At 42.6% G+C, this 22,430-nt stretch carries 23 protein-coding genes and 1 pseudogene; 12 read left to right on the top strand and 12 right to left on the bottom strand.

Features of this window, described 5'->3' with window-relative positions; genetic code table 11:
• The first annotated feature begins 753 nt into the window (after positions 1-753).
• The 3 genes from J5067_RS21490 to J5067_RS21480 all read left to right on the top strand — a co-directional run bounded on the left by J5067_RS21490 (position 754) and on the right by J5067_RS21480 (position 2,078).
• Positions 754-1,275 carry a GNAT family N-acetyltransferase gene (locus tag J5067_RS21490; RefSeq protein ID WP_264627751.1) on the top strand — a complete coding sequence of 174 codons (522 nt, stop codon included), beginning with the start codon at positions 754-756 and terminating at the stop codon, positions 1,273-1,275.
• Positions 1,276-1,539: 264 nt separating this feature from the next.
• Positions 1,540-1,797 carry a hypothetical protein gene (locus J5067_RS21485; protein ID WP_264651975.1) on the top strand — a complete coding sequence of 86 codons (258 nt, stop codon included), beginning with the start codon at positions 1,540-1,542 and terminating at the stop codon, positions 1,795-1,797.
• The gene (locus J5067_RS21480; protein ID WP_264627755.1) at positions 1,794-2,078 is read left to right on the top strand and encodes a conjugal transfer protein TraD; all 285 of its coding nucleotides are present in this window, start codon (positions 1,794-1,796) and stop codon (positions 2,076-2,078) included. The genes J5067_RS21485 and J5067_RS21480 overlap by 4 nt, the downstream gene beginning before the upstream one ends.
• A 105-nt stretch (positions 2,079-2,183) precedes the next feature.
• Here the strand turns inward: J5067_RS21480 and J5067_RS21475 are convergent, their stop codons facing one another.
• Together J5067_RS21475 and J5067_RS21470 are read right to left on the bottom strand one after the other, a co-directional pair.
• The gene (locus tag J5067_RS21475) at positions 2,184-2,543 is read right to left on the bottom strand and encodes a hypothetical protein (protein ID WP_264627752.1); all 360 of its coding nucleotides are present in this window, start codon (positions 2,541-2,543) and stop codon (positions 2,184-2,186) included.
• A gap of 33 nt (positions 2,544-2,576) precedes the next feature.
• Entirely contained in the window at positions 2,577-2,978 is a 402-nt protein-coding gene (locus tag J5067_RS21470; RefSeq protein ID WP_264627753.1) for an H-NS family nucleoid-associated regulatory protein, read from the bottom strand.
• 484 nt (positions 2,979-3,462) lie between these two features.
• On the opposite strand from J5067_RS21470, the gene J5067_RS21465 reads away from it, so the two are divergent.
• The 3 genes from J5067_RS21465 (at position 3,463) to J5067_RS21455 (ending at position 6,068) form a co-directional block, all read left to right on the top strand.
• Positions 3,463-3,705 (top strand): hypothetical protein, encoded by a 243-nt coding sequence (locus J5067_RS21465; protein ID WP_264627754.1) that lies wholly within the window; start codon positions 3,463-3,465, stop codon positions 3,703-3,705.
• A 120-nt stretch (positions 3,706-3,825) separates the two neighbouring features.
• Complete coding sequence (locus J5067_RS21460; RefSeq protein ID WP_264651974.1) at positions 3,826-5,352, top strand: shufflon system plasmid conjugative transfer pilus tip adhesin PilV; 1,527 nt, start codon at positions 3,826-3,828, stop codon at positions 5,350-5,352.
• 155 nt (positions 5,353-5,507) lie between these two features.
• Positions 5,508-6,068 (top strand): type 4 pilus major pilin, encoded by a 561-nt coding sequence (locus tag J5067_RS21455; protein ID WP_264651973.1) that lies wholly within the window; start codon positions 5,508-5,510, stop codon positions 6,066-6,068.
• A 461-nt stretch (positions 6,069-6,529) separates the two neighbouring features.
• Here J5067_RS21455 and J5067_RS21450 read toward each other — a convergent pair whose 3' ends face one another.
• Complete coding sequence (locus tag J5067_RS21450) at positions 6,530-8,377, bottom strand: ATP-binding protein (RefSeq protein WP_264627818.1); 1,848 nt, start codon at positions 8,375-8,377, stop codon at positions 6,530-6,532.
• Positions 8,378-8,381: 4 nt separating this feature from the next.
• Positions 8,382-9,545 carry a DNA cytosine methyltransferase gene (locus J5067_RS21445; RefSeq protein ID WP_264651972.1) on the bottom strand — a complete coding sequence of 388 codons (1,164 nt, stop codon included), beginning with the start codon at positions 9,543-9,545 and terminating at the stop codon, positions 8,382-8,384.
• Between the two features lie 491 nt (positions 9,546-10,036).
• Between J5067_RS21445 and yafN the strand changes: the two genes are divergently transcribed.
• From yafN to J5067_RS21420, 5 genes are all read left to right on the top strand, one after another.
• Positions 10,037-10,330: a type I toxin-antitoxin system antitoxin YafN gene (yafN, locus tag J5067_RS21440; RefSeq protein ID WP_261848800.1), complete on the top strand. Its 294-nt coding sequence runs from the start codon at positions 10,037-10,039 to the stop codon at positions 10,328-10,330.
• Positions 10,327-10,731, top strand: a complete 405-nt coding sequence (locus J5067_RS21435; RefSeq protein ID WP_319802405.1) for a type II toxin-antitoxin system YafO family toxin — start codon at positions 10,327-10,329, stop codon at positions 10,729-10,731. The genes yafN and J5067_RS21435 overlap by 4 nt, the downstream gene beginning before the upstream one ends.
• A gap of 451 nt (positions 10,732-11,182) precedes the next feature.
• A complete protein-coding gene (locus J5067_RS21430) occupies positions 11,183-11,782 on the top strand; it encodes a GNAT family N-acetyltransferase (protein ID WP_264651971.1) in 600 nt (199 codons plus the stop codon).
• Between the two features lie 84 nt (positions 11,783-11,866).
• A complete protein-coding gene (locus tag J5067_RS21425; RefSeq protein ID WP_264627662.1) occupies positions 11,867-12,319 on the top strand; it encodes an NUDIX pyrophosphatase in 453 nt (150 codons plus the stop codon).
• Between the two features lie 133 nt (positions 12,320-12,452).
• Positions 12,453-13,268: an oxaloacetate decarboxylase gene (locus J5067_RS21420; protein WP_264651970.1), complete on the top strand. Its 816-nt coding sequence runs from the start codon at positions 12,453-12,455 to the stop codon at positions 13,266-13,268.
• Positions 13,269-14,518: 1,250 nt separating this feature from the next.
• Here the strand turns inward: J5067_RS21420 and J5067_RS21415 are convergent.
• Entirely contained in the window at positions 14,519-15,109 is a 591-nt protein-coding gene (locus J5067_RS21415) for an NAD(P)H-dependent oxidoreductase (RefSeq protein ID WP_264645785.1), read from the bottom strand.
• Between the two features lie 114 nt (positions 15,110-15,223).
• On the opposite strand from J5067_RS21415, the gene J5067_RS21410 reads away from it, so the two are divergent.
• Complete coding sequence (locus J5067_RS21410) at positions 15,224-15,583, top strand: helix-turn-helix domain-containing protein (RefSeq protein WP_264645786.1); 360 nt, start codon at positions 15,224-15,226, stop codon at positions 15,581-15,583.
• Positions 15,584-15,797: 214 nt separating this feature from the next.
• Here J5067_RS21410 and J5067_RS21405 read toward each other — a convergent pair whose 3' ends face one another.
• From J5067_RS21405 to J5067_RS21375, 7 genes and pseudogenes are all read right to left on the bottom strand, one after another.
• Positions 15,798-16,016: an acyl carrier protein gene (locus J5067_RS21405; RefSeq protein WP_008454337.1), complete on the bottom strand. Its 219-nt coding sequence runs from the start codon at positions 16,014-16,016 to the stop codon at positions 15,798-15,800.
• Between the two features lie 18 nt (positions 16,017-16,034).
• Entirely contained in the window at positions 16,035-17,474 is a 1,440-nt protein-coding gene (locus J5067_RS21400; protein WP_264651969.1) for an AMP-binding protein, read from the bottom strand.
• A complete protein-coding gene (locus J5067_RS21395; protein WP_264645871.1) occupies positions 17,471-18,589 on the bottom strand; it encodes a membrane-bound O-acyltransferase in 1,119 nt (372 codons plus the stop codon). The genes J5067_RS21400 and J5067_RS21395 overlap by 4 nt, the downstream gene beginning before the upstream one ends.
• Before the next feature lie 126 nt (positions 18,590-18,715).
• Complete coding sequence (locus J5067_RS21390) at positions 18,716-19,855, bottom strand: D-alanyl-lipoteichoic acid biosynthesis protein DltD (protein WP_264651968.1); 1,140 nt, start codon at positions 19,853-19,855, stop codon at positions 18,716-18,718.
• Between the two features lie 286 nt (positions 19,856-20,141).
• A pseudogene (locus tag J5067_RS21385) lies at positions 20,142-20,777 on the bottom strand (cyclopropane-fatty-acyl-phospholipid synthase family protein); the annotation flags it as partial.
• An 85-nt stretch (positions 20,778-20,862) separates the two neighbouring features.
• Positions 20,863-21,120: a YjhX family toxin gene (locus J5067_RS21380; protein ID WP_222157948.1), complete on the bottom strand. Its 258-nt coding sequence runs from the start codon at positions 21,118-21,120 to the stop codon at positions 20,863-20,865.
• A gap of 290 nt (positions 21,121-21,410) precedes the next feature.
• Positions 21,411-22,331 (bottom strand): LysR family transcriptional regulator, encoded by a 921-nt coding sequence (locus tag J5067_RS21375; protein WP_264651967.1) that lies wholly within the window; start codon positions 22,329-22,331, stop codon positions 21,411-21,413.
• Positions 22,332-22,430: the final 99 nt, after the last annotated feature.

Genomic DNA, 22,430 nt, shown 5'->3' with positions numbered 1-22,430 from the left:
CAATGTAAAAGCCTCCCTACTTAATTAATACGAAATATATGAATCCCTGTAAAACAAAACGCCGAATTAAGCGGCGCAATCTGGATAAAAGGGCGAAGTATCCCGCGATACTACCGCAATGGGTTTTAAATGGCGTCCGAAGGACAAAAAGAGTGTTAATTTATCCCGCCGTAAGGCGGGAAATCTCTAAAACAAGAAAATAGGTAAGTTTATCGGTAGTTTTCCCTGTTGCACAATTCACAGGTCAACTATGGAAATCAGGGTTAAATTTTAACAGGTGAAATAAAAAGCACTAGTAAACAAAAATAAGTAACGCGGAGAGGTCGGGGTTTTATAGATAGAGTGATTTTTTATTCTTTGTTTGTGAATTTCATTTCCAACCTGTATTTATTTATAGATATCTGGTCTAATCTGTTTCAGGTGAGTGAGCGCTAGCTGAATATCTAACTAAAAACCATAATTGGATATATCTAAAATTAACAGGGCAAGCCCTGTTCAGCGTAGTGATTATCGTACACAATCACAAAGCGCTGCTTTTGACAAAAACGAATATATCGAAATAGTGAAATTTTCCCACCATACGAATTGAGCTACCACAGAGGTTCCCACGCATAAGAAAATAGTATTTTACTTTTTTTATTTTCCAAGTGTTCATTATTGCAATAGACATAATAAAAATTCTTTTCTTGATAAGTATTAATCATAGATACCTATGATATCCTTTTCTGGTTTTATTAAATCAGAGGTTCTGTTATGCAGATTATCCCAGTCAGTCCTGAACATATTCCTGATATTCAAAAAATCTATGCGTGGCACGTTGTGAATGGTATCGCTACGTTTGAAACGATCCCTCCTACCATTGAAGAGATGAAAGAGCGGATTACTAAAGTCCAAGATGCTGGAACGCCGTGGCTTGTTGCGTTAGTCGATGGTATTGTTGCTGGATATTGTTATCTTGCGCCATACCGACCACGCCCAGCCTATCGTTTCACACTCGAAGATTCTATCTACATCGATCCTGAACAACAGGGGAAGGGTATCGGGAAAACATTGCTTACTGTAGCTATCAACCAAGCAGAAGCGTCTGGATTTCGTCAGTTAGTTGCTGTTGTTGGTAATAGTGAAAACCGTGGTTCTATTTCTTTACATCGTTCTCTTGGTTTTGAAATGACGGGAACCTTAAAGTCTGTTGGTTTTAAACACGGACGTTGGGTTGATACTGTTATCATGCAAAAAACATTGGGTAATGGCGATACGAATTTACCAGACGCATGAGATATATTTATTTATTTTTTAATACGGTAAGCGCTTATATCTAAGCGCTTACCCCACGTAGCCTATCACATGTGAGCGGTTAAGTTAAATAAAGTAAAATGTGAAAAAGGCGAATGATATGAAACCGTATTTATATTAATTTGGTGATATGAGGATAATATCGGATTTATGATTTTTTATTTCATTAAATAAAATCATCTCATTGTATTGATAATTATTAAAAGTATGGTAAAGGATAATATATAACAAATACAAGGAGGTGTAATGTATAAAAATAATGATGAAGCCATCGATTGGGAAGCTAAAAGGCTTCTTGATGATGGTATCTATACCGATACAGAACAAGCCTATTTAGAAGCAGAAAAGATAGTAATCAATATTAGGGAACAAGCAAAACAGCGCCAGATAAAGCAACAATTTAAATTGAAGATTAAGTCAATCAAGAAACAAATTGGTAATGGTTATGATTATGCAGATGTCCCTTATGCCAACAAGAAAAAACATTGGGGGGAATATAAATGACCAGAAAAGATATCAAACAACAAATTGCTTCAGCACAGGAACGCTTATATTTCTTGGAAGCTAAAAAGAAACAGCAAACGAAGAAAGAAAACACCCGACAGAAAATTATTTTCGGTGCAGAGGTTGCCAAAGTCTTAGGATGTGATATTGGTTATGTAGATAAAGAATTAGTCTTTGGGCTTTTACTTAATATACCCAATCTTCGTGAGAGTGATATTGAAAGGTATAAAGCACAGGGTCAAGTCTATATCGAAAATGTTATAAATAAATCCAAATGTTAATTATGTTTTTCACGTCCGAACGGTGAACCGACCTAAAAGCAAGTTTTAGGTCGGTGAGCTGTTGAGCAAGCCCCAGAGGGCGCGGTAGTTAATTTATTCTCAACACTATCTCAGGAAGAGATTCGCTGCATATTCACCATTGATAAAAACATCACATTCATGATCTGGTGCAGATAATGTACGGGTTTCTCTTTTGCATCGTGCTATGACTTTTTTGCCCTTGTATGTACCTGTATAGACATTGGTGTAACTATTACTAAAGACCCCAGCTAAACTTTTATCTTGGTTCAAGAACGATTCATTTATAATCAGCGTTTCATTTATCCATAGTTTTAAAACACCGTTTGGCATATTTGCACTAATTAAAAGTTGCTCGCCATCTTGGGTTCGGTAAGGTTGTTTTGCGGAAAAATTGGTGCATCCCACCAGAAAAAGTGCTCCCAGAAGTAAGGCTCTGCCTGTCATTTCTTATCCTTAAGTTAAATAGTTAATTGTTTATCAGATTTCAAAATCTTCCAAGCTCTTACCGTGATCAAGTGCTTCTTTGATAGCTTTAGGAGTACGACCCTGACCTGTCCACGTTTGCTCATTACCATTTTCATCGGTGTATTTGTATTTAGCCGGGCGGGGAGCACGTTTGGCTTTCGCTGATTTGCTGGTAGATATTGAACCAAGCAGTTCAGCCGGATCAATGCCATCAGCCACTAACTGAGCACGGAAGGCTTCAAGTTTGGCCTGACGCTCTGCATTTTGCTGTTGTGCGCTGACTTCTTCCTGTCGGCGGTCTTCAACAATAGCGGTCAATTTTTCCAGCATTTCTTCCAATGTTTCCAGATCCAATTCACGCGCCTGAGCACGGAGGGTGCGAATATTGTTCAATACTTTGAGAGCTTCACTCATAGCCTGCCATCCTGATAAAGAGAAGTGGGTTAGTGAGTCAAAAATTTGACAATCAGCAACTCTTTATTATATATCAATAAAATATGGAGGGAAATAATGGGAAATAAAAAAACAAAATCCGAGGCTATATTGTTATAATTTTACAACTTTTGGCAATTCAGTGCTTTTCCTTAGCAGAAACAACGGACGATGGGATATTACATGGCGTCTTACTTACATTAGGTTTTCTTGGCTGCTTTGGATCTCTGGTATGGGGAATAAGATGAAACAAGGCATCATCTTTTCACGTCCAAACGGTGAACCGGCCTAAAACTCGCTTTTAGGTCGGTGAGCTGTTGAGCAAGCCCCAGAGGGCGCGGTAGTAAATTTTAAAATCATAATCTGAATAATAAATTTGAAATTGATAACCCATAAATTATAAAATACTACTGCAGTATCCTATCAGGTAATTATCATATAACTTTATTTAAAAGGATGTCATTTTATGAACGTATTGAGATTGGAAGAGATTGTAAATGGTTCTTCATGTTTTTCAGAAGAAGAGGTGAAGGAGATGGCTCGTTTTATTTTGGATTTACAAAATCAAAAACCATGTATGTCAGTTGAAGTTATCAGATCTAGCACCAACAAAGATTTTATAATGACATCAACAGAGCATTTGGTTGAGTTTGATGTAGGGATACATAAGTTATTCAAAATACCTACTTTACCAAGTGATCTTCAATAACAAGTTTTTTGATATTTAGTAATAACAAACCCTTTTATCAATTAATCTGTCATAAATACCTTGACCCTTGTTTTATTTTTGTTAATTAAATAGTACGTGAAAATAAAAAAGGACGATAAAATGAAAACAAAAAGCAATAAAGGTTTTTCCTTATTGGAAATAACATTGGTTTTAGGTATTGGAACAGCGATGGCTTTTATGAAGTTTCAGGACATGAAAAGCGATCAGGAAAACATCATGGCGAATACCGTCGGTGCTCAAATGAAACAAACGGGAGAAGCGGTTAATCGTTACATCAGTATTCGTTTTGATAAGCTTTCAACCCTGTCTTCCAGTAGCAGCCAGACCAGCGATCCGGGACCAAGAACCTGTTCGGCTAATGGCTGTGAAATTACCTATCAGACGTTGGTAAACGAGGGCCTATTGCCTGCCAGCTATACCGGAATAAATGCGCAAAAATCCGCTTATAAAATCCTGTTAAAACGCGCTGGAACCACACCTAACTTCGTTATCAATGGACTGATAGTAACAACGGTGCCTTGGTCAGAGGGAAATCGTGTTCGTTATGACTTGTTAGGCCGTGCTATGCAAGCGGCAGGTATAGATAGTGGTATGACGCAATCCGCAACGGTGGCATCGGGTATGAGTGGTCAATGGACCGAGAACGCAAGCAATTACACCGGGATTAATGCTGCGGGGTTGTTGGCCTACCGTGTAGGATATGATTCCTCCATGTATTCGGTTTACCTCCGTCGTGATGGGACACTGCCAATGACAGGAGATCTGAATATGGGAGGTAAGAACATCAACAATACGAATATGGTTTATGCGCAGAAAGTGAGTTCTACCGATCTCCATGTCAAAAACAGCGCTGTATTTGATGGTGTTATCAATTCCGTTAACGTGATTAACAGCGATACCATCAGATCTAAAGAGTTTGTCGCCAATACCAAGAACACCCGAATGTCCATTGGCGGCGGTAGCTCCTCAACTGACGCCAACGCGCTGTCAGTCAGGTTAGAAGGCGGTAATGCTGACGGGTATATGCTCTTGATGGATGTTAACCCTTTTATCAATGATTCCGTAAAGCTTGATGTTGTTGGCAGCCAAAAGATCCGTGGAGACCTAAAAATTACTGCATCAGGTAATGGCAAAGCGTCAGGAGGTATCTCCGCGTCAGGAAACATAGCAGGAAGGTATATACAACCCACATCAACAGCGATTACTGGTGAAACATGCGCACCTAACGGACTTATCAGCAAAACTGCTAATGGCTCACCTGTGTGGTGTATTGATGGGGTATGGAAGGGGAATGAAGGGAACACGATAGTGTCATCAGGCTCTATTGGTAATAATACAGCGTTTACTTGTAGAAGCGGTGCTTCCGGTAAAATATTGGTCCATGCATATGCTAATTGGCTTGTAGGTTGGGGGGTATATTGGATGAATGCATCCCTTTATGCCAATGGTCTACTTGTTGAATCTGATAAAACCGCTGCCTTTGAATATGATCATGGCAGGGCATCAGGTTCAAGTGTGACGCTGTTCCACACCTTAGAGACGCAATCGGGCAGTGATTATACCTTTTCAGTTGTGGCTACAAGCGATAACCTTGTTAAGGTGAGTTATTCTTGTGTGGGTGTGTAAATTGACATTTTTAATGTTTGAACATCGTTATATCTAAATGGCTTATTAAGGTAATCCATTCATCACGAAAATAACCAACAATATCCTTTGCGTGTTGATTAAATTTCTCGATGCCTTATCTCTGTATTTATCAATAACAAATATGGAGATAATCAATGAAAATAAATAACGTAAACCAGAAATTCCAGCAAGGGTTCTCTTTGTTAGAACTGCTTCTTGTGCTTGGCACCATTGCTGCTTTAATTGTTGGCGCATTTATCGTGTATCCGAAGGCTCAGGCGGCACAACGCGCAGAAGCTGAATCAAAAAACATTGCGACTGTTCAAGCAGGGATAAAATCACTCTATGCCGCTTCTGCTACCTATACGGGGTTAACCAATAGTGCCGCAAACAAAGCCGGGGCATTCCCAGCCAATATGATCAAAATTGCCGGGGCAGGGACTAATATAGTCAATACGTGGAAGGGATATGTTACGCTTGCTCCTGCTGCCTCTGGCCCATCGGGAATTTCGGGAAGTGCATTTACTATCACTTATACGGGTGTTCCTGCGGCAGAGTGCACAAAAATTATCTCAGCGATAGCGGATAATTTCTATCTTGCACAAGTTGGGACAATAATAGTTAAGGATGTGGAAAGTTATCTTGATATTGAGGCCACTACTGAAGCTTGTAGCATCGGTGGAAACAGCAATACGCTTGTTTTGACATCATTATAAATATCCATTAAGCAGCAAAGTGCTTTAATAGAATATATACATAGCGATTTTTCAGATGTGAAGATCGATGAGATACATTTTTTTACGATAGGTTTTTTATTGATATGTCTATTTTCCACTCATCGTCGAGTAAGGTCAATTAACTTTTTTTATTTGTAGCATGTTGGCTAACGTTGGACAAATTGGTATCATAAATATAGTAATGGCCCATGTAGTATCGTTGGGCTATATATTTCATTATTTGGTAGATAGTGGAGCTATCAGTAAATATGAAAGGTATCTTGTATATGATCAAAAAAGTCTATTTGCCGGTAGTGTGTAGTCAATACTTGCAAAGTGTAGGTTGTTATGAATCTATTTTATTATGTAAATAAATTGCATGATTTTTTATTAAAAATAAGAATTTCTAATTAGAAGGCAAAAGGTTAATGATAACCTTTTGCATCCATAAAACGTTGGCATCAACTGTCAATTTTAGCTAATGTCAGAAACTCTAACAAACTTATAGTCTCATTTCTTATTTTTTGCATACTACCATCACTTCCTATAAATTGATTTCCGTGAACAACACCGTTTAAAGTAGATATATGACTTTTAAGTTTTTTGGAGCAAAGAGCTAGCTTTTTTTTACTTTCTATAGGGAAAACATTATTATTATCTGTTAACCAAGCCACGCACATTGAGAGATCAATTCCTTGTTGCTTTTTATAATCATCACTATGGTTTTTTCTTAAACCCTCACCTTTTGAGTAGTAATGTTCTTTTACAGATATAAATAAATTATTGGATTTCACAAAGTGTTTAAAAGCAGCTTCGAACATTGACCGATATAACATGCAACTTGCATGAGGCGCATTGTTTATATTCAAACTCGTTGCTTCTATAATAAGATTGTTCAAAACGTGATCATTTTCCGTGACTGGAAATACATCTGGAATCAATGTATTCCAGTCTTTGCTGTGAGCGTTTTTATTGTTTTTTGCTGATAATTTGCTATCTTTTGCCGTTATAATTAATTTGCCAGTTTCTTTTTGCTTTGTTAAATTTTCCAGTTTTACTGGCAATGGAAGTGAGAGAGGGGTATTACCTTTCTTTGTACTAATGGCTGCAATATCAGCATCGCTTAATTTTTTTCCTATGGTTTTATTTAAAAAAATCCTTTTTCTCTCATCATCTGGAAGATCCTTTGTTTCCATCCAGATATTTATGAGTATCTTTGCTTGTCTGCGATATTCTTGAGCGAGAGGTTCTACCATTTTTCTCATTTGCAAAAACAGAGGGCTGTTTATTTTAACTTCTGTTTTTGCAGTATTCCATGGAAGATTCTTTGGGTCTTTCCCTACGACATGAACCAAACAAATGAAACCCCCATATTCAGAATGCCAGTGTGTTATAAAACCATGTTTGTCCTCTTTACTAGCCGAAATGATTACTCGATCATTGAATATATAATATATACCGTAGCTTTTTGTTAACTTTTTATTACTTTTTGCTTCATGATTTAACTCACCGGGAAATTTGTAATTGTCATGGATGCCAACACGAAAATCGCACATTGTATTATGAGAATGGAGGCCATCTTTTATAACTTTAATCAGCCCATCTGTTCTAATGTTAGGAACGGATGGGCGAATAATAAATGTATCAGATGATTTTTTTTGACTATTTGTTAAGGTCAACTTCAGACCTTTTCTGATAAATATAGAGTATCGTGTCGATAGTTCATTTATTGTATTGGCCATCCAATCTGAATCACCAATCTGTGCGATTACATTAGGGTATAAATCTGAAACAATAAATAAGGTCCGTTTTTTTCCTGAAGAAGTATATTTACGAGCTGTTAACTGATTATCATGTTCAGATGAGAAGCTATTAATGTCAAAGTTTGATTTATAAAGAGACTCGCCGTTATTGGTTATCATTGCGTAGGAGCGCCCTGCTTTTAATAGTGCTCTTTTCAACCCGAGTCCGTAATGACCTATCCCATATTCGTGATTTGACCTTTTCCCGGTATAAAATGCACTATTTTCTAGAACGTTAGACGTGATGCCTATACAATTATCTTCAACAATAATACACTTACTTCCAAATCTTACTCTTATCCTATATCCTTCATAACTATCAGGCAATCCGTATTCATCCTTTATATATGTGGATTTAATTATGTTATTACGAGCAGAATCGATTGAGTTGTCAATAAGATCAAATAAAGCATCTGTCAATTCAATGTCAGTCGTGAGAGTGTCTGCTAGAAATGAAGGGTCAATGCCAGTTCTCAGCTTCACGTTTTCATATAAGGTCGGATTCATTTATCTATTCTCCCTCTACCTTTTTAAGTGGAGTGAAATTTAATATTAAATTTTGTTTTATCACAGATAAAAGTTCTTTAGCCAACACTGGAGAAACACTATTTCCAATCATCCTAAAACTGTGCCATTTTGTGTGATGGAATACGAACCAATCAGGAAATCCTTGTAGTCGAGCGGCTTCTCGAACAGTGATTACTCGTCCCTCTTCAGGATGAAGAGGTCGCACAGCTTGATGGCTTCCTTTATCACTTCCAGTGCCTGCTCTCAATGTTGGACATAACCCATTCCAATCAAGACATTTCGATTTACTTACTGGATCTACTGACCCCGGTGATATAGAAGTGTATCTTGCTTTTACTGTTGGTGAGTGAAGAGTGTTGAAAAAACCACTCACCTTGCCCGCACGTAAATACTCTATAGATTCTTTATATCCCATTCCTTTGGGAGGGAATTTTCTCATTATTTTTGCATAGTTAGATATGTCATCCGCATCCATATCTTTATAAGTATTCCAGCCAAAATCTTTTGGATCATTATTTTTAGATTTTTCGAGTGGTGCTGGGAGGTCATTTATTGCATCTTTAACATTGTTTTTTTTATAATGCTTCTTTGTAAAGTCATCAATTTTAATTTCATATGCAAACTCTTCAGGTAGATAACCTATAACTACTACTCGTCTCCTTCTTGTAGCAGCACCAAAATCAGAAGCATCAATTACTGTTGGTTCTAGAATTTTGTATTCAGGATCCAATATTTTTAACGCAGATTTAAGCTCGTAAACGTTTTTTTCATCCATTAATCCTTCGACATTTTCCATTACAAAAAATTTAGGTTTTATTATATTAACAGTTCTGAAGTAATGTCTTAAAAGAGAGCGGCGAGGGTCATTCACATCGGAATGTCCCATACGACTATACCCTTGGCATGGTGGCCCACCAATTATCCCATCGATTTTTTGTGATAATATAATCGGGTTCCACTCAGTTTCGCCCATCAACGATAAATCACCATTAATAATCTTTGTATTGGGAAAGTTTCGAGCATAAGCGGATTGCAGAGTTGAATCAATATCAACAGCAGCAATTACATCAAAGCCAGCCAACTTGGCTCCAAGCCCAAACCCTCCGCATCCGCAAAAAAGGTCTATCACAATTGGTGCTTTATTCATATATTTCCTTCACACACTCAAACAAAGTGAGAGTAGAGCTCGTAATCATCTGATAATGCTATTGATTTTTTTGTGTATGGTAGCAAAAAATTTTACAAATTAGAATATGATAAATACATACACTTTATCTAACTAAATATTGCAAGAAAATCAAACAACAAGGACATTTTTTCGGCTAACTCGCAAGCCAGCCCTTTGCAAAGCACGCTGGAAATTAGATTAGACCTTAGAGGCCGAGAATGTATACCGCATGACTTGCAGAGCGCGAGCTATTACAGGACGAGTTCATCAATCATTGCCGTAACATTATGTATTAACAGGGTATTTTTTTATACGTCTCTAGAAAGCCAGCATAAAATCAAAGTCTGGTAGCAAATTACTATATTGTTCAATTAGTTTGTTAGCGTTACTAATGATTCTAATCAGAAAACTAGATGTACGCTTTGATGTGCATTATGCTGTATCTAATTAAACACGCTTTCAGGTGGGCTATGGAACGCATCCTTGCAGAAAAATCTATCAACATCACCGAGTTAAGAAAGAACCCGGCTAAATATTTCATTGATGAACCGGTTGCCGTTCTTTCCAACAATCGTCCCGCTGGCTACATGGTCAGTGCCAAGGTGTTTGAAGAACTGATCGATCTGTTGGAAGAGAAGCAGGGCCGGGTGCATACCGCTGCGCGTTTCAGGCCAACGGCTGAACGTTTAAATGATATTGCGGATAGTGGACAGAAACTGCTGCAAAACGCCTCTGACAAGGATCTGACCGAGTTCACGGAATGAGCATCAGGATTTTCAAGTCAGCACTGATTCGCCAGCAATTAAGCCAGCAAGAGCTTGATGATTTGGTTGCGGATTTTCTGTCCTATAAAAAAGATGGCGTGTTGCCAGATACCTTTGGTCGTGATGCACCCTATGATGATGACCGCACCTATCCCTTGGTAAAAGAGGAGCAGGTGGCACACATTCATCTTGCCGATGCGGATGCCCCTTTCCCTAAGTTCTTGCGTCAGTTCAAACGAACCAGCGATCAGGCGCATTTGGTATACTGCCAAGGTGCGATGGATCCTGATGCCTACCTGCTGATTATCATCCTGAAACCCGAAGCGCATAAAATGGCACGCAACAATAACCATATGCATAAGATCGGAATGATAGCCGAAGCGTTCAGGATGAAGTATTGATCTGGTCAAAAAACACCCAGCCATTCAGGGCAGAAAAACATATGGGGGCATCATTGGGGGCATGTGGGTAGTTGAAAAAGAATATTAGTTAATATTATCAATATGATATTGGTCAGGTGTTGTTCCTATTATCGGCACCATTTCTATATCTTATTGATTTTAATGAAATAATCTGTATCACTGTGGCAGTGGTATTCATCTTGTCTATCTTGTCGTTCCCGCACAAAGCCGTCTCAACATGAGACCGCGTCAGATTCACGCTTCAACAGAAACAAATCACACCGGTAAAGCGTGAGCGATTGCCACTGGTCTAGTGGGTGTTTGGCCGCGATGCCTGAGTGGGTATCAAGAGTGCCAAAACGTTGGATAGATCAATAAGGACAAACAATAAAATAAAACGCTGTATTGAAGCTTCTTTTGGTAATATATTTCTTCATATCATGTTGATACATTGGTCGATATATTTTTTATGAAAATGTCAGCCTCTCTCCAGAATAGGCATTCATCCAGCAACAAACTCCATCTCATCCCTTTCACCGAACAACATTTTTCAATATTGATGGGGTGGTTTTTTAGTGAAAAAGACATTGTTCAATGGGGAGGGCCGGATTTATCTTACCCTCTCGATGATGCACAAGTTAATTTGATGTTGATTAAAACCAATGCCACTCCGCCAGACTATTTTTGTTGGATGGTTGAAGATGATGCCGGCGAATTATGCGGTCATTGCCAACTGGTGTGTGACTGGCGGAATGGAATAGCAAAAATTTGTAGAGTTGTCATTTCGCCTCAACATCGGGGGCGTGGTTTTTCACTTCCAATGGTTAGCATGGTTTTAGAAAAAGCATTCTCATATGCTGAAATAGAGCGCGTAGAGCTCAATGTTTATGCCTGGAATGACATAGCCATCAAAACCTATTCCCGCATTGGATTTATTGGTGAGGGTGTTCGCCGATCCTCTATGAAAGTGGGCGATGAACGCTGGGATACCGCCATCATGAGTATGTTACGTGATGAGTGGGTAGCGCCTTCAGTTAGCGCTATTAAGTAGGGTAGATTGTATTATTTTTAATAAATGGTTAATGTGTGAAATAGTGCGATAACTAATATCTAATGTTGTAAATGTGGAGTATTGATGCGCCAACCTAAACAAGTGTTAGTCGTTCCTTATGCAATTTATGAGGGTGAATTGTATTTGTATCTTCTGAAAAGAAAAGATATGGATTATTGGCAATGGGTAGCAGGAGGGGTAGAGGAAAATGAAACCCTATTAAGTGCAGCGATACGAGAATCATCTGAAGAGTTGGGGATCATACTTAAAACATCAGATCTTATACCGCTTGAATCTCTGTGTTCTATCCCAAGATGTTATTTCAATAGTGATAAGGAATGGGGGGATGATTTCTATACCGTTACAGAATATTCCTTTGCTGTTCGGTTATCTATGAATTCTCAATTGAATTTGAGTGATGAACATAGCGAGGCGAGTATAATAAAGTATTCGCAGTTGAGTAAATATCACACATGGGATAGTAATAGAACGGCAGCATGGGAGCTAAATGAACGGTTTTTGAAGGGCACTCTTTGAATGATGGTGCGTTTTTCATACGCGGTAGAAATATCCTGATGCCATGTTTTGGTTCTGAATCAAGTTGGATTTTGTGGTAGGTTCAACTGAGCGTAGTGCTATTTCTCTTCGACAATGATGCATGGGGTTACACATGGAAAATAAAGGAAAAATTTTTCGTCAACTACATGAGCTTGATGATGTTTTCGTTATTCCTAACCCCTGGGATATCGGCACTGCCCGGATACTCGAAACCATGGGATTTAAAGCGCTTGCGACAACCAGCGCGGGGCTTGCTTTTTCGTTAGGGGTTCAGGAAGGGACGGTTCCGTGGGAGCAGACTCTTTTGCATTGTCAGTCTCTGGTTAATGCCACCGCGTTGCCGGTATCCGCAGATCTTGAAAAGGGGATGGGGGATGACCCGGAAAGTGCCGCACAGACTGTCGAAATTGCCGCGGGAATCGGTTTGGCGGGGTGTTCTCTGGAAGATCATACCGGCTTAGCCAGCAAGCCTATTTATGATTTTAGTCTGGCAGTGGAAAGAATTGAAGCAGCGGCTAAAGCACGAGATGCGCTGGCGACTGATTTTGTCATCACGGCCCGTGCCGAAAATTTCATGTGGGGAATTACCGATCTGGATGAAACGATCCTGAGGTTGCAGGCATTTGAAAAAGCCGGGGCTGATGTTCTTTATGCTCCGGGTCTCAGAGATATCACTATGATTAAAACGGTATGTCAGGCGCTGACAAAGCCGGTCAATATTGTGATGGGGCTGCCCGGAGAAGTATTTAGCATTGCTGAATTGGCCGATGCAGGTGTAAAGCGAATTAGTGTTGGTGCATCCATGGCGCGGTTTGCCTATGGCATGTTTGTACACGCGGCTCAAGAAATCATGTTAAAGGGCACGTTTACTTATTCACAAGATGCTATGGGATTTTCGGAGCTGGCATCGTATTTCGAAAGGAAATAATCCAGGCGAAGTGCCTGCCAAGGCACTATGACGATATAGTCTGCGCGTTATCGCAACATTGGCAGCCGGGCGTAGGCATCCGAGTTATTTCAAGGCGATGTCAGACGCACCATACGTCTTTTTTACATCTCGGCCTTCGCGCACTCGAGGATACGACCCCCACGGCTACTACCCCGATATCATCACCTCCGCTCTTCACTGTCCTGCTTCTATCCATGCACTGCGCAGATTACTGTGCCTTAGCGCCGCGAGGTGTGGGCTATGTTTGATACCACGTATCTTACCCTGGAAGAAAGGGTCGATCACTGCCGCACGCCATGTTTAGAACATATCGTACATAAAATGTAGATATTGTTTCCCTTTCGCTATAAACAGCAAGCAATAGTAATGAATTGCTCATGTTTTAACCCGCCAGCTGCGGCGGTGATAATTATAACCCTATGGTTTTATAGCGGTTTTAATTAAAAACAAGATGTCAGAGACATGTTGTTAATAACAGTGTTGACACTGCTTAAAAAGCATGTAAATTGTATTTTAACAGCAGAGAAAATTAAGTTGCTGTTTATTTGAGAAGTGTTTTTACGTTCTTTAATAATTATGCGATAAAGGCCATGAAGTGTATTTTTTATGGGTTTACCACATCGAGAATGGGTAATATTCTCGTTTGGTAATGCATCAAGGCCACGTAGTCAGTCTCTACAATCGCAGGGTGTGAACGAAAGCGCGATGATGTAAGGCCATGTTTTTGTTATTTTTAGTTGCGAGTGTGTCTGGTTGGTTAGGTGTTGGATATCGCAACCGCAGTAAGGCCACGCATCAAATACTTTATATCGCGATGGGAGATGTACTTATTTAGCCTGCCATGGCTTCGTAGGTTGATGGAGCAGGCAGAACGTTCAACCGGTAACTATATGGGAGGAATTTGCTATCTTTTCAGTACCCAATATTATCGTCGTAACGTGTACATCAAGGTTGTACAAATAGCAGTACTAAGCATCTAAGTGTATTAATGTTAAACCTTAAGTTAAGTGTAACCTAAAAGCCCTGGCGAATGTCGCTAGGGCTTTTTTATTTATGCTCAGCCCGGTCAGAGGAGTCATAAGCTGATCACCATCCGCTAGCGTCCTACACCATTAATCTGCTATCACGCCAGTCAAGGTGCTATAAATCTATCGTTTCCGCGTTGTTGCAAAACTGACAGCCGAGCGTAGGAACTCAGGTTACTTCAGGGGATACTTGACGCACCATGCCTATTTTCTATGCTGTGGTTTGTTATCCATTCCCTTCGGTATTATTTTTTTGGGCCAGGCTTTAATGATGTCTTCCAGTTGTTTGCTATGATTTTTTGCTTTATTGATAATTTCTGGTTCGGTATACCCCAGTACTGTTGATATACCGTATAAAATGACGGGAGCAAGGTAATGCATTTGCGTATATTCGACGGATTTTTTTATAGGCGTCAACAAATTTTCAATTAATGCAGTGTTTTCATCGTGTTTGAAGTTTTGCTCAGGTTGACCTACGGTAAGGCTTGGTAATAGACTCTTCCCTTTGAGTTTATCTCCTTTTGAGCCATAGGCGAATTGATAAGTAAAAACCTGATCGAACCAACTCTTTAAAATGGCCGGTGTGTTATACCAATACATAGGGTACTGTAAAATGATCAAGTCATGACGCAGCAAAGCGGCTTGTTCTTCTTGTATATTAATCTTGTGATCCGGGTTTAATTGGAAAATGTCCCGTACTTCCAAATCTGGAAGCTTATGCTGTAATTCTCTCGTGATGGTTTTGTTCGCTATCGAATGCTCTATGTCAGGATGAGCCAATATGACTAATGCCATGAGATTCCCTTAATGGTTATGAGTAACTATCAAAATGATAGCTTGCGTGGTAAGTTTACTGAGTACTCGCATATTGACAATAACTATCAGGAACGATAGTAGGGGGGCTCGGCAATGAGAATCACGAAAAATGCAGCTTGTCAGGTCTTATTGAACGGTAAGGAATATCCTTGCCCGGTCAGTATGGTGATGGATTTGATAGGGGGAAAATGGAAAGGTGTTATTCTTTATTATTTGAAGGACAGAAGTAAAAGATTCAGCGAACTCCGCAAGAATATCCCTCATATCACTGAAATGACATTAAGCTTACAGTTAAAAAAGCTTGAAAAAGATGGGCTTGTGGTAAGACAGGTTTTTGGTGAGAAACCACCACTCAAAGTTGTTTATGAACTCTCTGAATTTGGGCAGTCATTTAAACCTGTGCTTGAGGCTATTTCTCAGTGGTCGGACAATGAAATCACAGTGGTTGATTGAGCTATCGCGCCAAAATTTGCGCTGTATGCTCTGCATTTTGGAATAGAGACCCAATTTCCGGCTAAATGTAGCGGAATCAGGGGGTAACGGTGGCACTTTCTCGCACGCTCTCATCTCACGCCTCACGAACAGGTAGTGTTCCGTACAATAGCATGGATGAGATCGGTGCTAAATTGCTCTCAATCTCGTCACCCGTTGTTGCAAAGCGACTCGCTTAGCGATTCTCTTCAATGTAACGCGCCAAATCCGCCGGGGTTTTCAGCACGGTCGCGACTTCGGTGGGGGGAATCATGCAGCCGTAAACGTCCTGCACTTCCAGCACCAGATCTACTGCCAGAATCGAGTCGAGAATATCGGACTCAATCAGCTCATCATTAAAGCCCACTTTGCGGGATAAGACCTTTTCAAACAGCGCGAGAATTTCTTGTTCCATCATTTTTTCCTGGTGTAATTAGTTGGTGCGGGCGTGAGAATCCAGCAATTTACGATCAATTTTGCCGTTAGGATTCAGCGGCAGTGCGTCTTTAATGATAATTTGTGAAGGCACCATGTAATGTGGGATCACCTTCGACAGCGAGGTTTTAATCGCCTCCGGGGCCAAGTGCGTTACGCAGAATGCGGCAATACGCAAAACGCCACCGCCTGATTTCATCAGCGGCAGAACCACTGCTTCGCTGATATCGGACATCGCCAGCAGTCGATTTTCGATTTCGTTGATTTCGATGCGATAGCCATTGAGTTTGATCTGGCTGTCATTGCGGCCCTGGCAGTAAAGCACCCCATCCACGTTTTCGTAGCCCAGGTCGCCGGTTCTGTAACCACGGAACATTTCACTTTCCCGGTGCAACAATTTCTCTGCATTCTCTTTCGCCAGCCCGAGGTAGCCACGCATCACGTTTTTGCCCCAAATAATCAGCTCACCGTCAGAGGTAATTTCCATTCTGGAATCCGGCATCATCACGCCAATCGGCAGCAGATCGTTTTCGCTGTGCAGGATGTCATCGGTGATGTCGATAACCGTGGTCGCGATGGTGGCTTCCGTTGGACCGTAAGAGTTGAGGATTTTGGCGTGCGGGAAGCGGCGGCGCAGTTGTTTTACCAGCGCTTTGTTTAACACTTCGCCGATGAACACAAAGACGCTCAATTCGGGCAAATAGTCACTGCTAAACTGGGGCGACAGCAGCCGTTGATAGGCGAAAGAAGGCGTGGAAACCCACACGGAAACGCCGTTGCTTTTCAGCCGATCCAGCCAGTTTTCTGCGGCAATATCCTCTTTCGCATTGAGAACGATATGCCCGCCGGTGGCCAGGTTTGCCAGCAGTGGAATCAGCGAGAGGTCGAAGCTGAACACCGCATGGTTCATCAGCACTGGCACTTGCGGCAGCGCAAAATCCTGACGCACCCACTTCATAAAATGCCACAGGCTTTCACGCCCAATTTGCACACCTTTTGGCTTGCCGGTACTGCCGGAGGTGAACATGATATAGGCGAGATCCTGCTCAACCAGTGCCTGTTCGGTGACGCCCGTGGCAATAAATTGCCGGGTTGCTACGTCATAATAGTAAGGGGCGCTTGCCAGTTGGCAAATCTCTTTGAGCCGTTCCTGCGGGTAGATGCAGTCCACCGGGATATACGGAATGTTGTGCAGCAGGCAACTGTAGATAGCAGCGGCGAACTCAGCCTGTTGATGTCCGTAGAGTACAATCGGCGGGCCAGCAGACTGCTGGCAGTGGTGATAACGTTTTGCCCAGTCGGTGACAGCAACAGAGAGTTGTTGCCAGGTCAGGGCTTCATCACTGCCGCTGATCGCCGGTTGCTGTGGGTTCGCGGGGTCGAGTAATGCCGCACGCAGAAAATCTTGCAGTTCTAGAAGCTCGCTGTGTTGGTTCATAGGGGTGACATTCCGCTAAAGATATAGAGGGAGGCCGCGGCGCTTGCTAGCGTCAAAATTCGACCCGTAAACTCACTAACCGGATGGTCTAACCAATTGCTCAGCACCGGGCTGCGTTTCGCCGACCATTGCAGCATATTGTGAGCAACAGAAATGGCGCCAAACAATGCGCCGCTGATGACATAGTGTCGTTCCAGCCCGTTCCACGCCCCCATACAAAACAGGGTGCAGAAAATACCGATATTCTGCGCCAGCGTTTTGTTCTGACGGAAAAAGTCGAGCTTCATCAGATTCATATAAATCGGCATAAAGACCACATCCCTCAGCCATTCAGACAGGCTGATGTGGAAACGTCGCCAAAAATCCTGCGGATTCTTTGCCAGAAAAGGCATATTGAAGTTTGCCGGGATATTCAGGCCAAATAAGCGTCCGGCCCCGATAGCCATATTGCTGTAGCCGGCAAAGTCAAAGTAGAGATAGGCACTGTAGGACAGAGACATGACCACGCCCACGCTTAGCGTAAACGGTTGATGGCTCCACGGCTGAACCACCAGATTATCAATTAGCGTGGCTAATAGGTATTTCTGGATAATGCCGGTAAAAATTTGCTCCATGGCCAGTAAAAGCTGTTCACGGGTCAATGAGAACACCGGTTTATTAATGTCATTAATCCATGTGCGCCAGCGGTACATCGGGCCCGCCAGGATAATAAACGGCATAAACAGGTAGCAGAAATAATGCAGAAAACGTTGACCATCTTTTTTGCTGCGATAAAGCAGCACGTCAACGGCGCGGAAAGTCATGAATGACAAACCAATCATGTTCCAGTGGTTGTTGAGATCTAATTTCACCAAAAACATGGGAAGTAGTGTCAGACTGACGGCCTGCCAGGTTTTTAACCAGCCTTTTTCTTTTAATGTGACAAGGAGATAAAACCCAAGAAAAACCGCCACGGGAACGAGGTAATCCCCCTGGAAAATATACGCCCAGCCAAATGCCGCCAGCACGGAAAAAGCGGACAAATAGGTCAGCCGATAATGCAATACGCGGTTAACCAGCGCAAACAGTAGAGCTGATGAAAACAGAAGGAAAAAGAACGTTCCGGAGCTGTACATCATTTACCCTTCAGAATTTTTGGTATTCGAAATGCACTTTCAAATCCATGCTGTCATCAACAGAGGTCCACGCAACAACGGTGACCGCCAGAAAGAAATAAAGGAAAAAAAGGCGAATGGCAGTTTTCATCGTTTAAAACTCTCAGCAATAAAGCGGTCTATGGCAACCCACGCCAGTTCAGTGGGATGCAGACGATCCCAGTTCCAGCCGTTCTGATAGGGCTGGGCATACATATCAAAATAGGGAACCCGATGTTGCTCCAGCATGGTTCGGATCTGTTGATCGACGACCTGGAATTTCTCGGAGTTTTTAATCGCCCACGGATTGATGGGGTCAACCACCACCACAAACTGGGCGTTGCGCGCTTTCAGCAGTTTGACGGTTGCCCGCAAAGCTTCCAGCTGCGAGGGGATTGCTGGCGCGTTGTCCCACTCATCCGGCGTGTTATCGTCGGCAAAAATCGACTTATCCATCCACATCGTGTCTGCGCTTTGCTGGCGTGATTTGTTAAGCTCGCGCGCGTGGGCCAGCGCCATGTCCCAATCTGGATTGACGAGGTTGACGGGTTGTTCCGGCCAGGGTTTTGCAGGTTGTGGAGTAATGTTCAGCATTGCCAGCCACTCGTTTTTTACCATCTCGCAGAAATTAGCAAAGAGATAACTCACTTCCTGCCAGATAATTTCCGGATACCAGCCGTAGATTTCCATCTGGCTGAAGGTTAAGTGGCTGATATCTTCTTTATCAATATTGCGTAAGTATTTGACCAGCAAAGGGCGCGCCAACATATCTTTCATCAGGGGATTAAACACCGCTGAGGGGAAGTTGTTGGCAAAAATGGCCGGAGGAATACCTTCAGAATAAAAAGTATCGGGTGCTAACATCAGAACAATCTTGCTGTTTACGTTAATGTCATTTTTAAAACGCGAGAGCAGTAAAAAATGCGTGATGCTATCAACGTAACTATCACCATAAGCCACTAAAGGACGATGCAACTGGTTGTTGAAGTAATTATAAACGGCGTAATGTTCATCTTCGGAAGTAGAAACTTCAGAGGCGCCGAGAAAGAAAATCGCATTTCCCTGTAAAGCATGGGAAATAGTCGCCATGTTTTGCTTGCGTTCCTTTGGCGTTCCTTCCATTGATTTAATCAGCGGTTGGAATGTCAGTTCCGGATCAAAGGTCCTCACCAGCGGGGGAACGCTAAGGAACAGGACAGCCAGGATCGCCATCAGGATATGTAGGCAGAGAGTATTTTTGATTTTCATTATAGAATTTATAATTACATGATATTCATTTGTTTAAAGTTTGTTGATTTATAGCTTTACAGGGCATCAGTTCCTGCGTTTTTTGCATTATATACCAGGCTTATCGGCGATGATGAGCGTTGCTGTGTAACGGTATGTACAGTGTTTGTCCTGCTCACATAATTGGATTAAATGGCACGAATAATGGGCCTTCATCACTGTTGTTTGTTGGACAACATGCCGTGCGCCGTTGTGATGTTTGAAAATCCTTCTCAGGTATTCCCCCCTCCGAAGAGGGAGGATTGTTTTATTTACGGATAACCCCCGTCATTTTAGTGAAGTTAAACCAGTGCCCCGCTTCGGCGGCCATCATGTCGCGATCGCGAATGGCGTAGGGGTGTGAGCAAGCCAGCCATGCTTGCCAGGCCTGCTCGCAACGGGCGCTCTCGGTGCACTCCGCTATCTGCAAATAGGCGCTTTGCTGCCAGAGTTGCCGCCACCAGTCGACGGTAAAGAAGTTCATGCCGGACTGCCAAAAGGGGGCCAGTTCAGGAGGAACTCCGCGATCGAAAGGCCTTTTTAAACCTGGAATAACGATAGCGACGCGGCCACCCGGTTTGATCCACGGTGCAAGATGGCTGTCGAAAAAGGCCGAGCTGGCACCAAAGTAGTGGTAGGCATCAATATTAAGTAGCGCGTCGAAGTGGTTTTCGGGAAATGGCTTTAAAGTGGGAAGGTCGGCAACATCCATATGTAATGGGGTTATCAGGTTGGACAATCCGTGTTCACTGAAACGGCGTGCGTTATCTTCGGCAGTAATCCATAAATCCATTGCGACCACCTCAACACCGTATTGGCTTGCCAGATAGAGGGATGTCAGGCCGGTGCCGCAGGCTAAATCGAGCACTCGCATTCCGGGTTTTAAGGCCAGAGCAGCGCTGACCTCATCTGCCAGCAGTAGCGCGCTGGGTCCCATCAAGTTGGCATTGATAAACTCAGGCGAAAACAGCGGGTTCATGATCTTCTCCTTAGCGGTTGTCTGATTGGGCGCGGACGTTTCTCAGCCCGCTGGTATTAATGCGATACGGCTGACCCTGCACAGACTTGATCAGCTTTTTGGTTTTGAGTTTTTTGAAGACGGCGAGCGTGCAGTCACTCAGCAGCAAGCCTTCGCGGCTGTAACATTCGACGGCGGTGATGCGACCGGACGTGTCGCGGACGTGCGCAATGCGTCCTCCTTTGGCGAGAACGTGCAGCGTCCGTTGTTCCTGACGGGATAAATTCATGCTGGAAACCTGTTAATCATCATAGGCAAAACGTGCAAACACCTTGTGGTGCCCGCATTCGATTTCAGCGCAGTGATAATCAGCCCGGCCTAGATAGGGTCGGCAAACTGATTATCGGATGATTACATTCTCCAGCATCAAAGCCTCGGTGAGAGTTGATAGGATATTACAGGGTAAAGGATAGCACGCACATTTTGTGAGGGAATAAGCAACCCTGAAAAGTGTGATTTGAAAAAGCATTATCGCTACTTTTCCCGGTTGTCAGCGAAAAGAGGCCCGGCGCATCGCCATCATATTTTTGACTGCTTACCGGGCATTTCTGCATCCCGATGCGCTTTTACGTAGTCCAGAAAAGCCCGTAGCGGGCTCGGCATATATTGTCGATTCGGGTAGTAAAGTTGCAGGCTGGGGAATTCGGGTAGCCATTCCTCCAGCACTGGCACCAACGTGCCGTTTGCCAGATGTGCTTTCACCTGATCGTAATAGAGATAACCCAATCCTGCGCCGCACAATACGGCTTCGAGCGTTGAGTCCATGTCATCCAGTATGATGCTACCGACAGGCGCAATCTCCAGCTTGCCCTCCGGGCCTTCAAATTCCCAGTTATAGATACGACCGCTTTGTAAACGAAAAATAATGCTGTGGTGATTTACCAGATCGTGTGGATGTGCCGGGGTAGGGTGGCGCTCAAAGTAGCCGGGCGTGGCGACCACAACCCGTTTGATTTTTGGGCCGATAGGGACGGTGATCATGTCCTTTTCAACGGTAGTATTCAGACGGATACCGGCATCAAACGATTGCTGAACGATATCGACGAGTTTGTCGTCAGTGGTAATCTCCACCATGATATCGGGATATTGTCGGCTAAACCCGGCGATCATCGGGATCAGCACCAGACGTGAGGCCAGTCGCGAGGTGTTGATTCTCAGCGTGCCCATCGGCGTGTCGCGAAAGCAATTGATCTCATCGAGCAGGGTATCGAACTCGTCAAAGACCGGACGCAGACGCTCAAAGAGATTAACCCCCGCCTCGGTTAACGCCACGCTGCGCGTGGTGCGGTTAAACAGCCGAACTTTTAACCGCTGCTCCAGTTGCTTAACGGCATGACTAATGGCTGAAGGGGAAAGCCCTAACTCGTTGCCCGCTCCCCGAAAACTTTTGTGACGCGCGACACTAATGAATGCCGTGAAGTCGGAAAAGTTAAGCTGCATTAGTGAAAATCCTTCATTAACCCATCTCAAATACTATGTTTTACAGAATTATCCCCTCTGCGTAAAGTAGTGGCCACTCCTTCATGAGATAGGGTTAAT

Origin of the sequence: Candidatus Symbiopectobacterium sp. NZEC151 (assembly GCF_025962655.1) — a bacterium.
GTDB lineage: Bacteria > Pseudomonadota > Gammaproteobacteria > Enterobacterales > Enterobacteriaceae > Symbiopectobacterium.
The sequence above is the reverse complement of the archived record's forward strand: the minus strand, read 5'-3'. Positions and strand labels throughout refer to the sequence as shown.

What these genes read in the sequence shown, in the direction of transcription:
- J5067_RS21435 (WP_319802405.1), top strand. Translation starts at nt 10,327, where the DNA reads ATGAGCATCAGGATTTTCAAGTCAGCACTGATTCGCCAGCAATTAAGC.
- J5067_RS21410 (WP_264645786.1), top strand. Translation starts at nt 15,224, where the DNA reads ATGAGAATCACGAAAAATGCAGCTTGTCAGGTCTTATTGAACGGTAAG.
- J5067_RS21490 (WP_264627751.1), top strand. Translation starts at nt 754, where the DNA reads ATGCAGATTATCCCAGTCAGTCCTGAACATATTCCTGATATTCAAAAA.
- J5067_RS21475 (WP_264627752.1), bottom strand. Translation starts at nt 2,543, where the DNA reads ATGACAGGCAGAGCCTTACTTCTGGGAGCACTTTTTCTGGTGGGATGC.
- J5067_RS21465 (WP_264627754.1), top strand. Translation starts at nt 3,463, where the DNA reads ATGAACGTATTGAGATTGGAAGAGATTGTAAATGGTTCTTCATGTTTT.
- J5067_RS21405 (WP_008454337.1), bottom strand. Translation starts at nt 16,016, where the DNA reads ATGGAACAAGAAATTCTCGCGCTGTTTGAAAAGGTCTTATCCCGCAAA.
- J5067_RS21455 (WP_264651973.1), top strand. Translation starts at nt 5,508, where the DNA reads ATGAAAATAAATAACGTAAACCAGAAATTCCAGCAAGGGTTCTCTTTG.
- J5067_RS21470 (WP_264627753.1), bottom strand. Translation starts at nt 2,978, where the DNA reads ATGAGTGAAGCTCTCAAAGTATTGAACAATATTCGCACCCTCCGTGCT.
- J5067_RS21420 (WP_264651970.1), top strand. Translation starts at nt 12,453, where the DNA reads ATGGAAAATAAAGGAAAAATTTTTCGTCAACTACATGAGCTTGATGAT.
- J5067_RS21485 (WP_264651975.1), top strand. Translation starts at nt 1,540, where the DNA reads ATGTATAAAAATAATGATGAAGCCATCGATTGGGAAGCTAAAAGGCTT.
- J5067_RS21450 (WP_264627818.1), bottom strand. Translation starts at nt 8,377, where the DNA reads ATGAATCCGACCTTATATGAAAACGTGAAGCTGAGAACTGGCATTGAC.
- J5067_RS21445 (WP_264651972.1), bottom strand. Translation starts at nt 9,545, where the DNA reads ATGAATAAAGCACCAATTGTGATAGACCTTTTTTGCGGATGCGGAGGG.
- yafN (WP_261848800.1), top strand. Translation starts at nt 10,037, where the DNA reads ATGGAACGCATCCTTGCAGAAAAATCTATCAACATCACCGAGTTAAGA.
- J5067_RS21390 (WP_264651968.1), bottom strand. Translation starts at nt 19,855, where the DNA reads ATGAAAATCAAAAATACTCTCTGCCTACATATCCTGATGGCGATCCTG.
- J5067_RS21380 (WP_222157948.1), bottom strand. Translation starts at nt 21,120, where the DNA reads ATGAATTTATCCCGTCAGGAACAACGGACGCTGCACGTTCTCGCCAAA.
- J5067_RS21395 (WP_264645871.1), bottom strand. Translation starts at nt 18,589, where the DNA reads ATGTACAGCTCCGGAACGTTCTTTTTCCTTCTGTTTTCATCAGCTCTA.
- J5067_RS21375 (WP_264651967.1), bottom strand. Translation starts at nt 22,331, where the DNA reads ATGCAGCTTAACTTTTCCGACTTCACGGCATTCATTAGTGTCGCGCGT.
- J5067_RS21415 (WP_264645785.1), bottom strand. Translation starts at nt 15,109, where the DNA reads ATGGCATTAGTCATATTGGCTCATCCTGACATAGAGCATTCGATAGCG.
- J5067_RS21400 (WP_264651969.1), bottom strand. Translation starts at nt 17,474, where the DNA reads ATGAACCAACACAGCGAGCTTCTAGAACTGCAAGATTTTCTGCGTGCG.
- J5067_RS21480 (WP_264627755.1), top strand. Translation starts at nt 1,794, where the DNA reads ATGACCAGAAAAGATATCAAACAACAAATTGCTTCAGCACAGGAACGC.
- J5067_RS21460 (WP_264651974.1), top strand. Translation starts at nt 3,826, where the DNA reads ATGAAAACAAAAAGCAATAAAGGTTTTTCCTTATTGGAAATAACATTG.
- J5067_RS21425 (WP_264627662.1), top strand. Translation starts at nt 11,867, where the DNA reads ATGCGCCAACCTAAACAAGTGTTAGTCGTTCCTTATGCAATTTATGAG.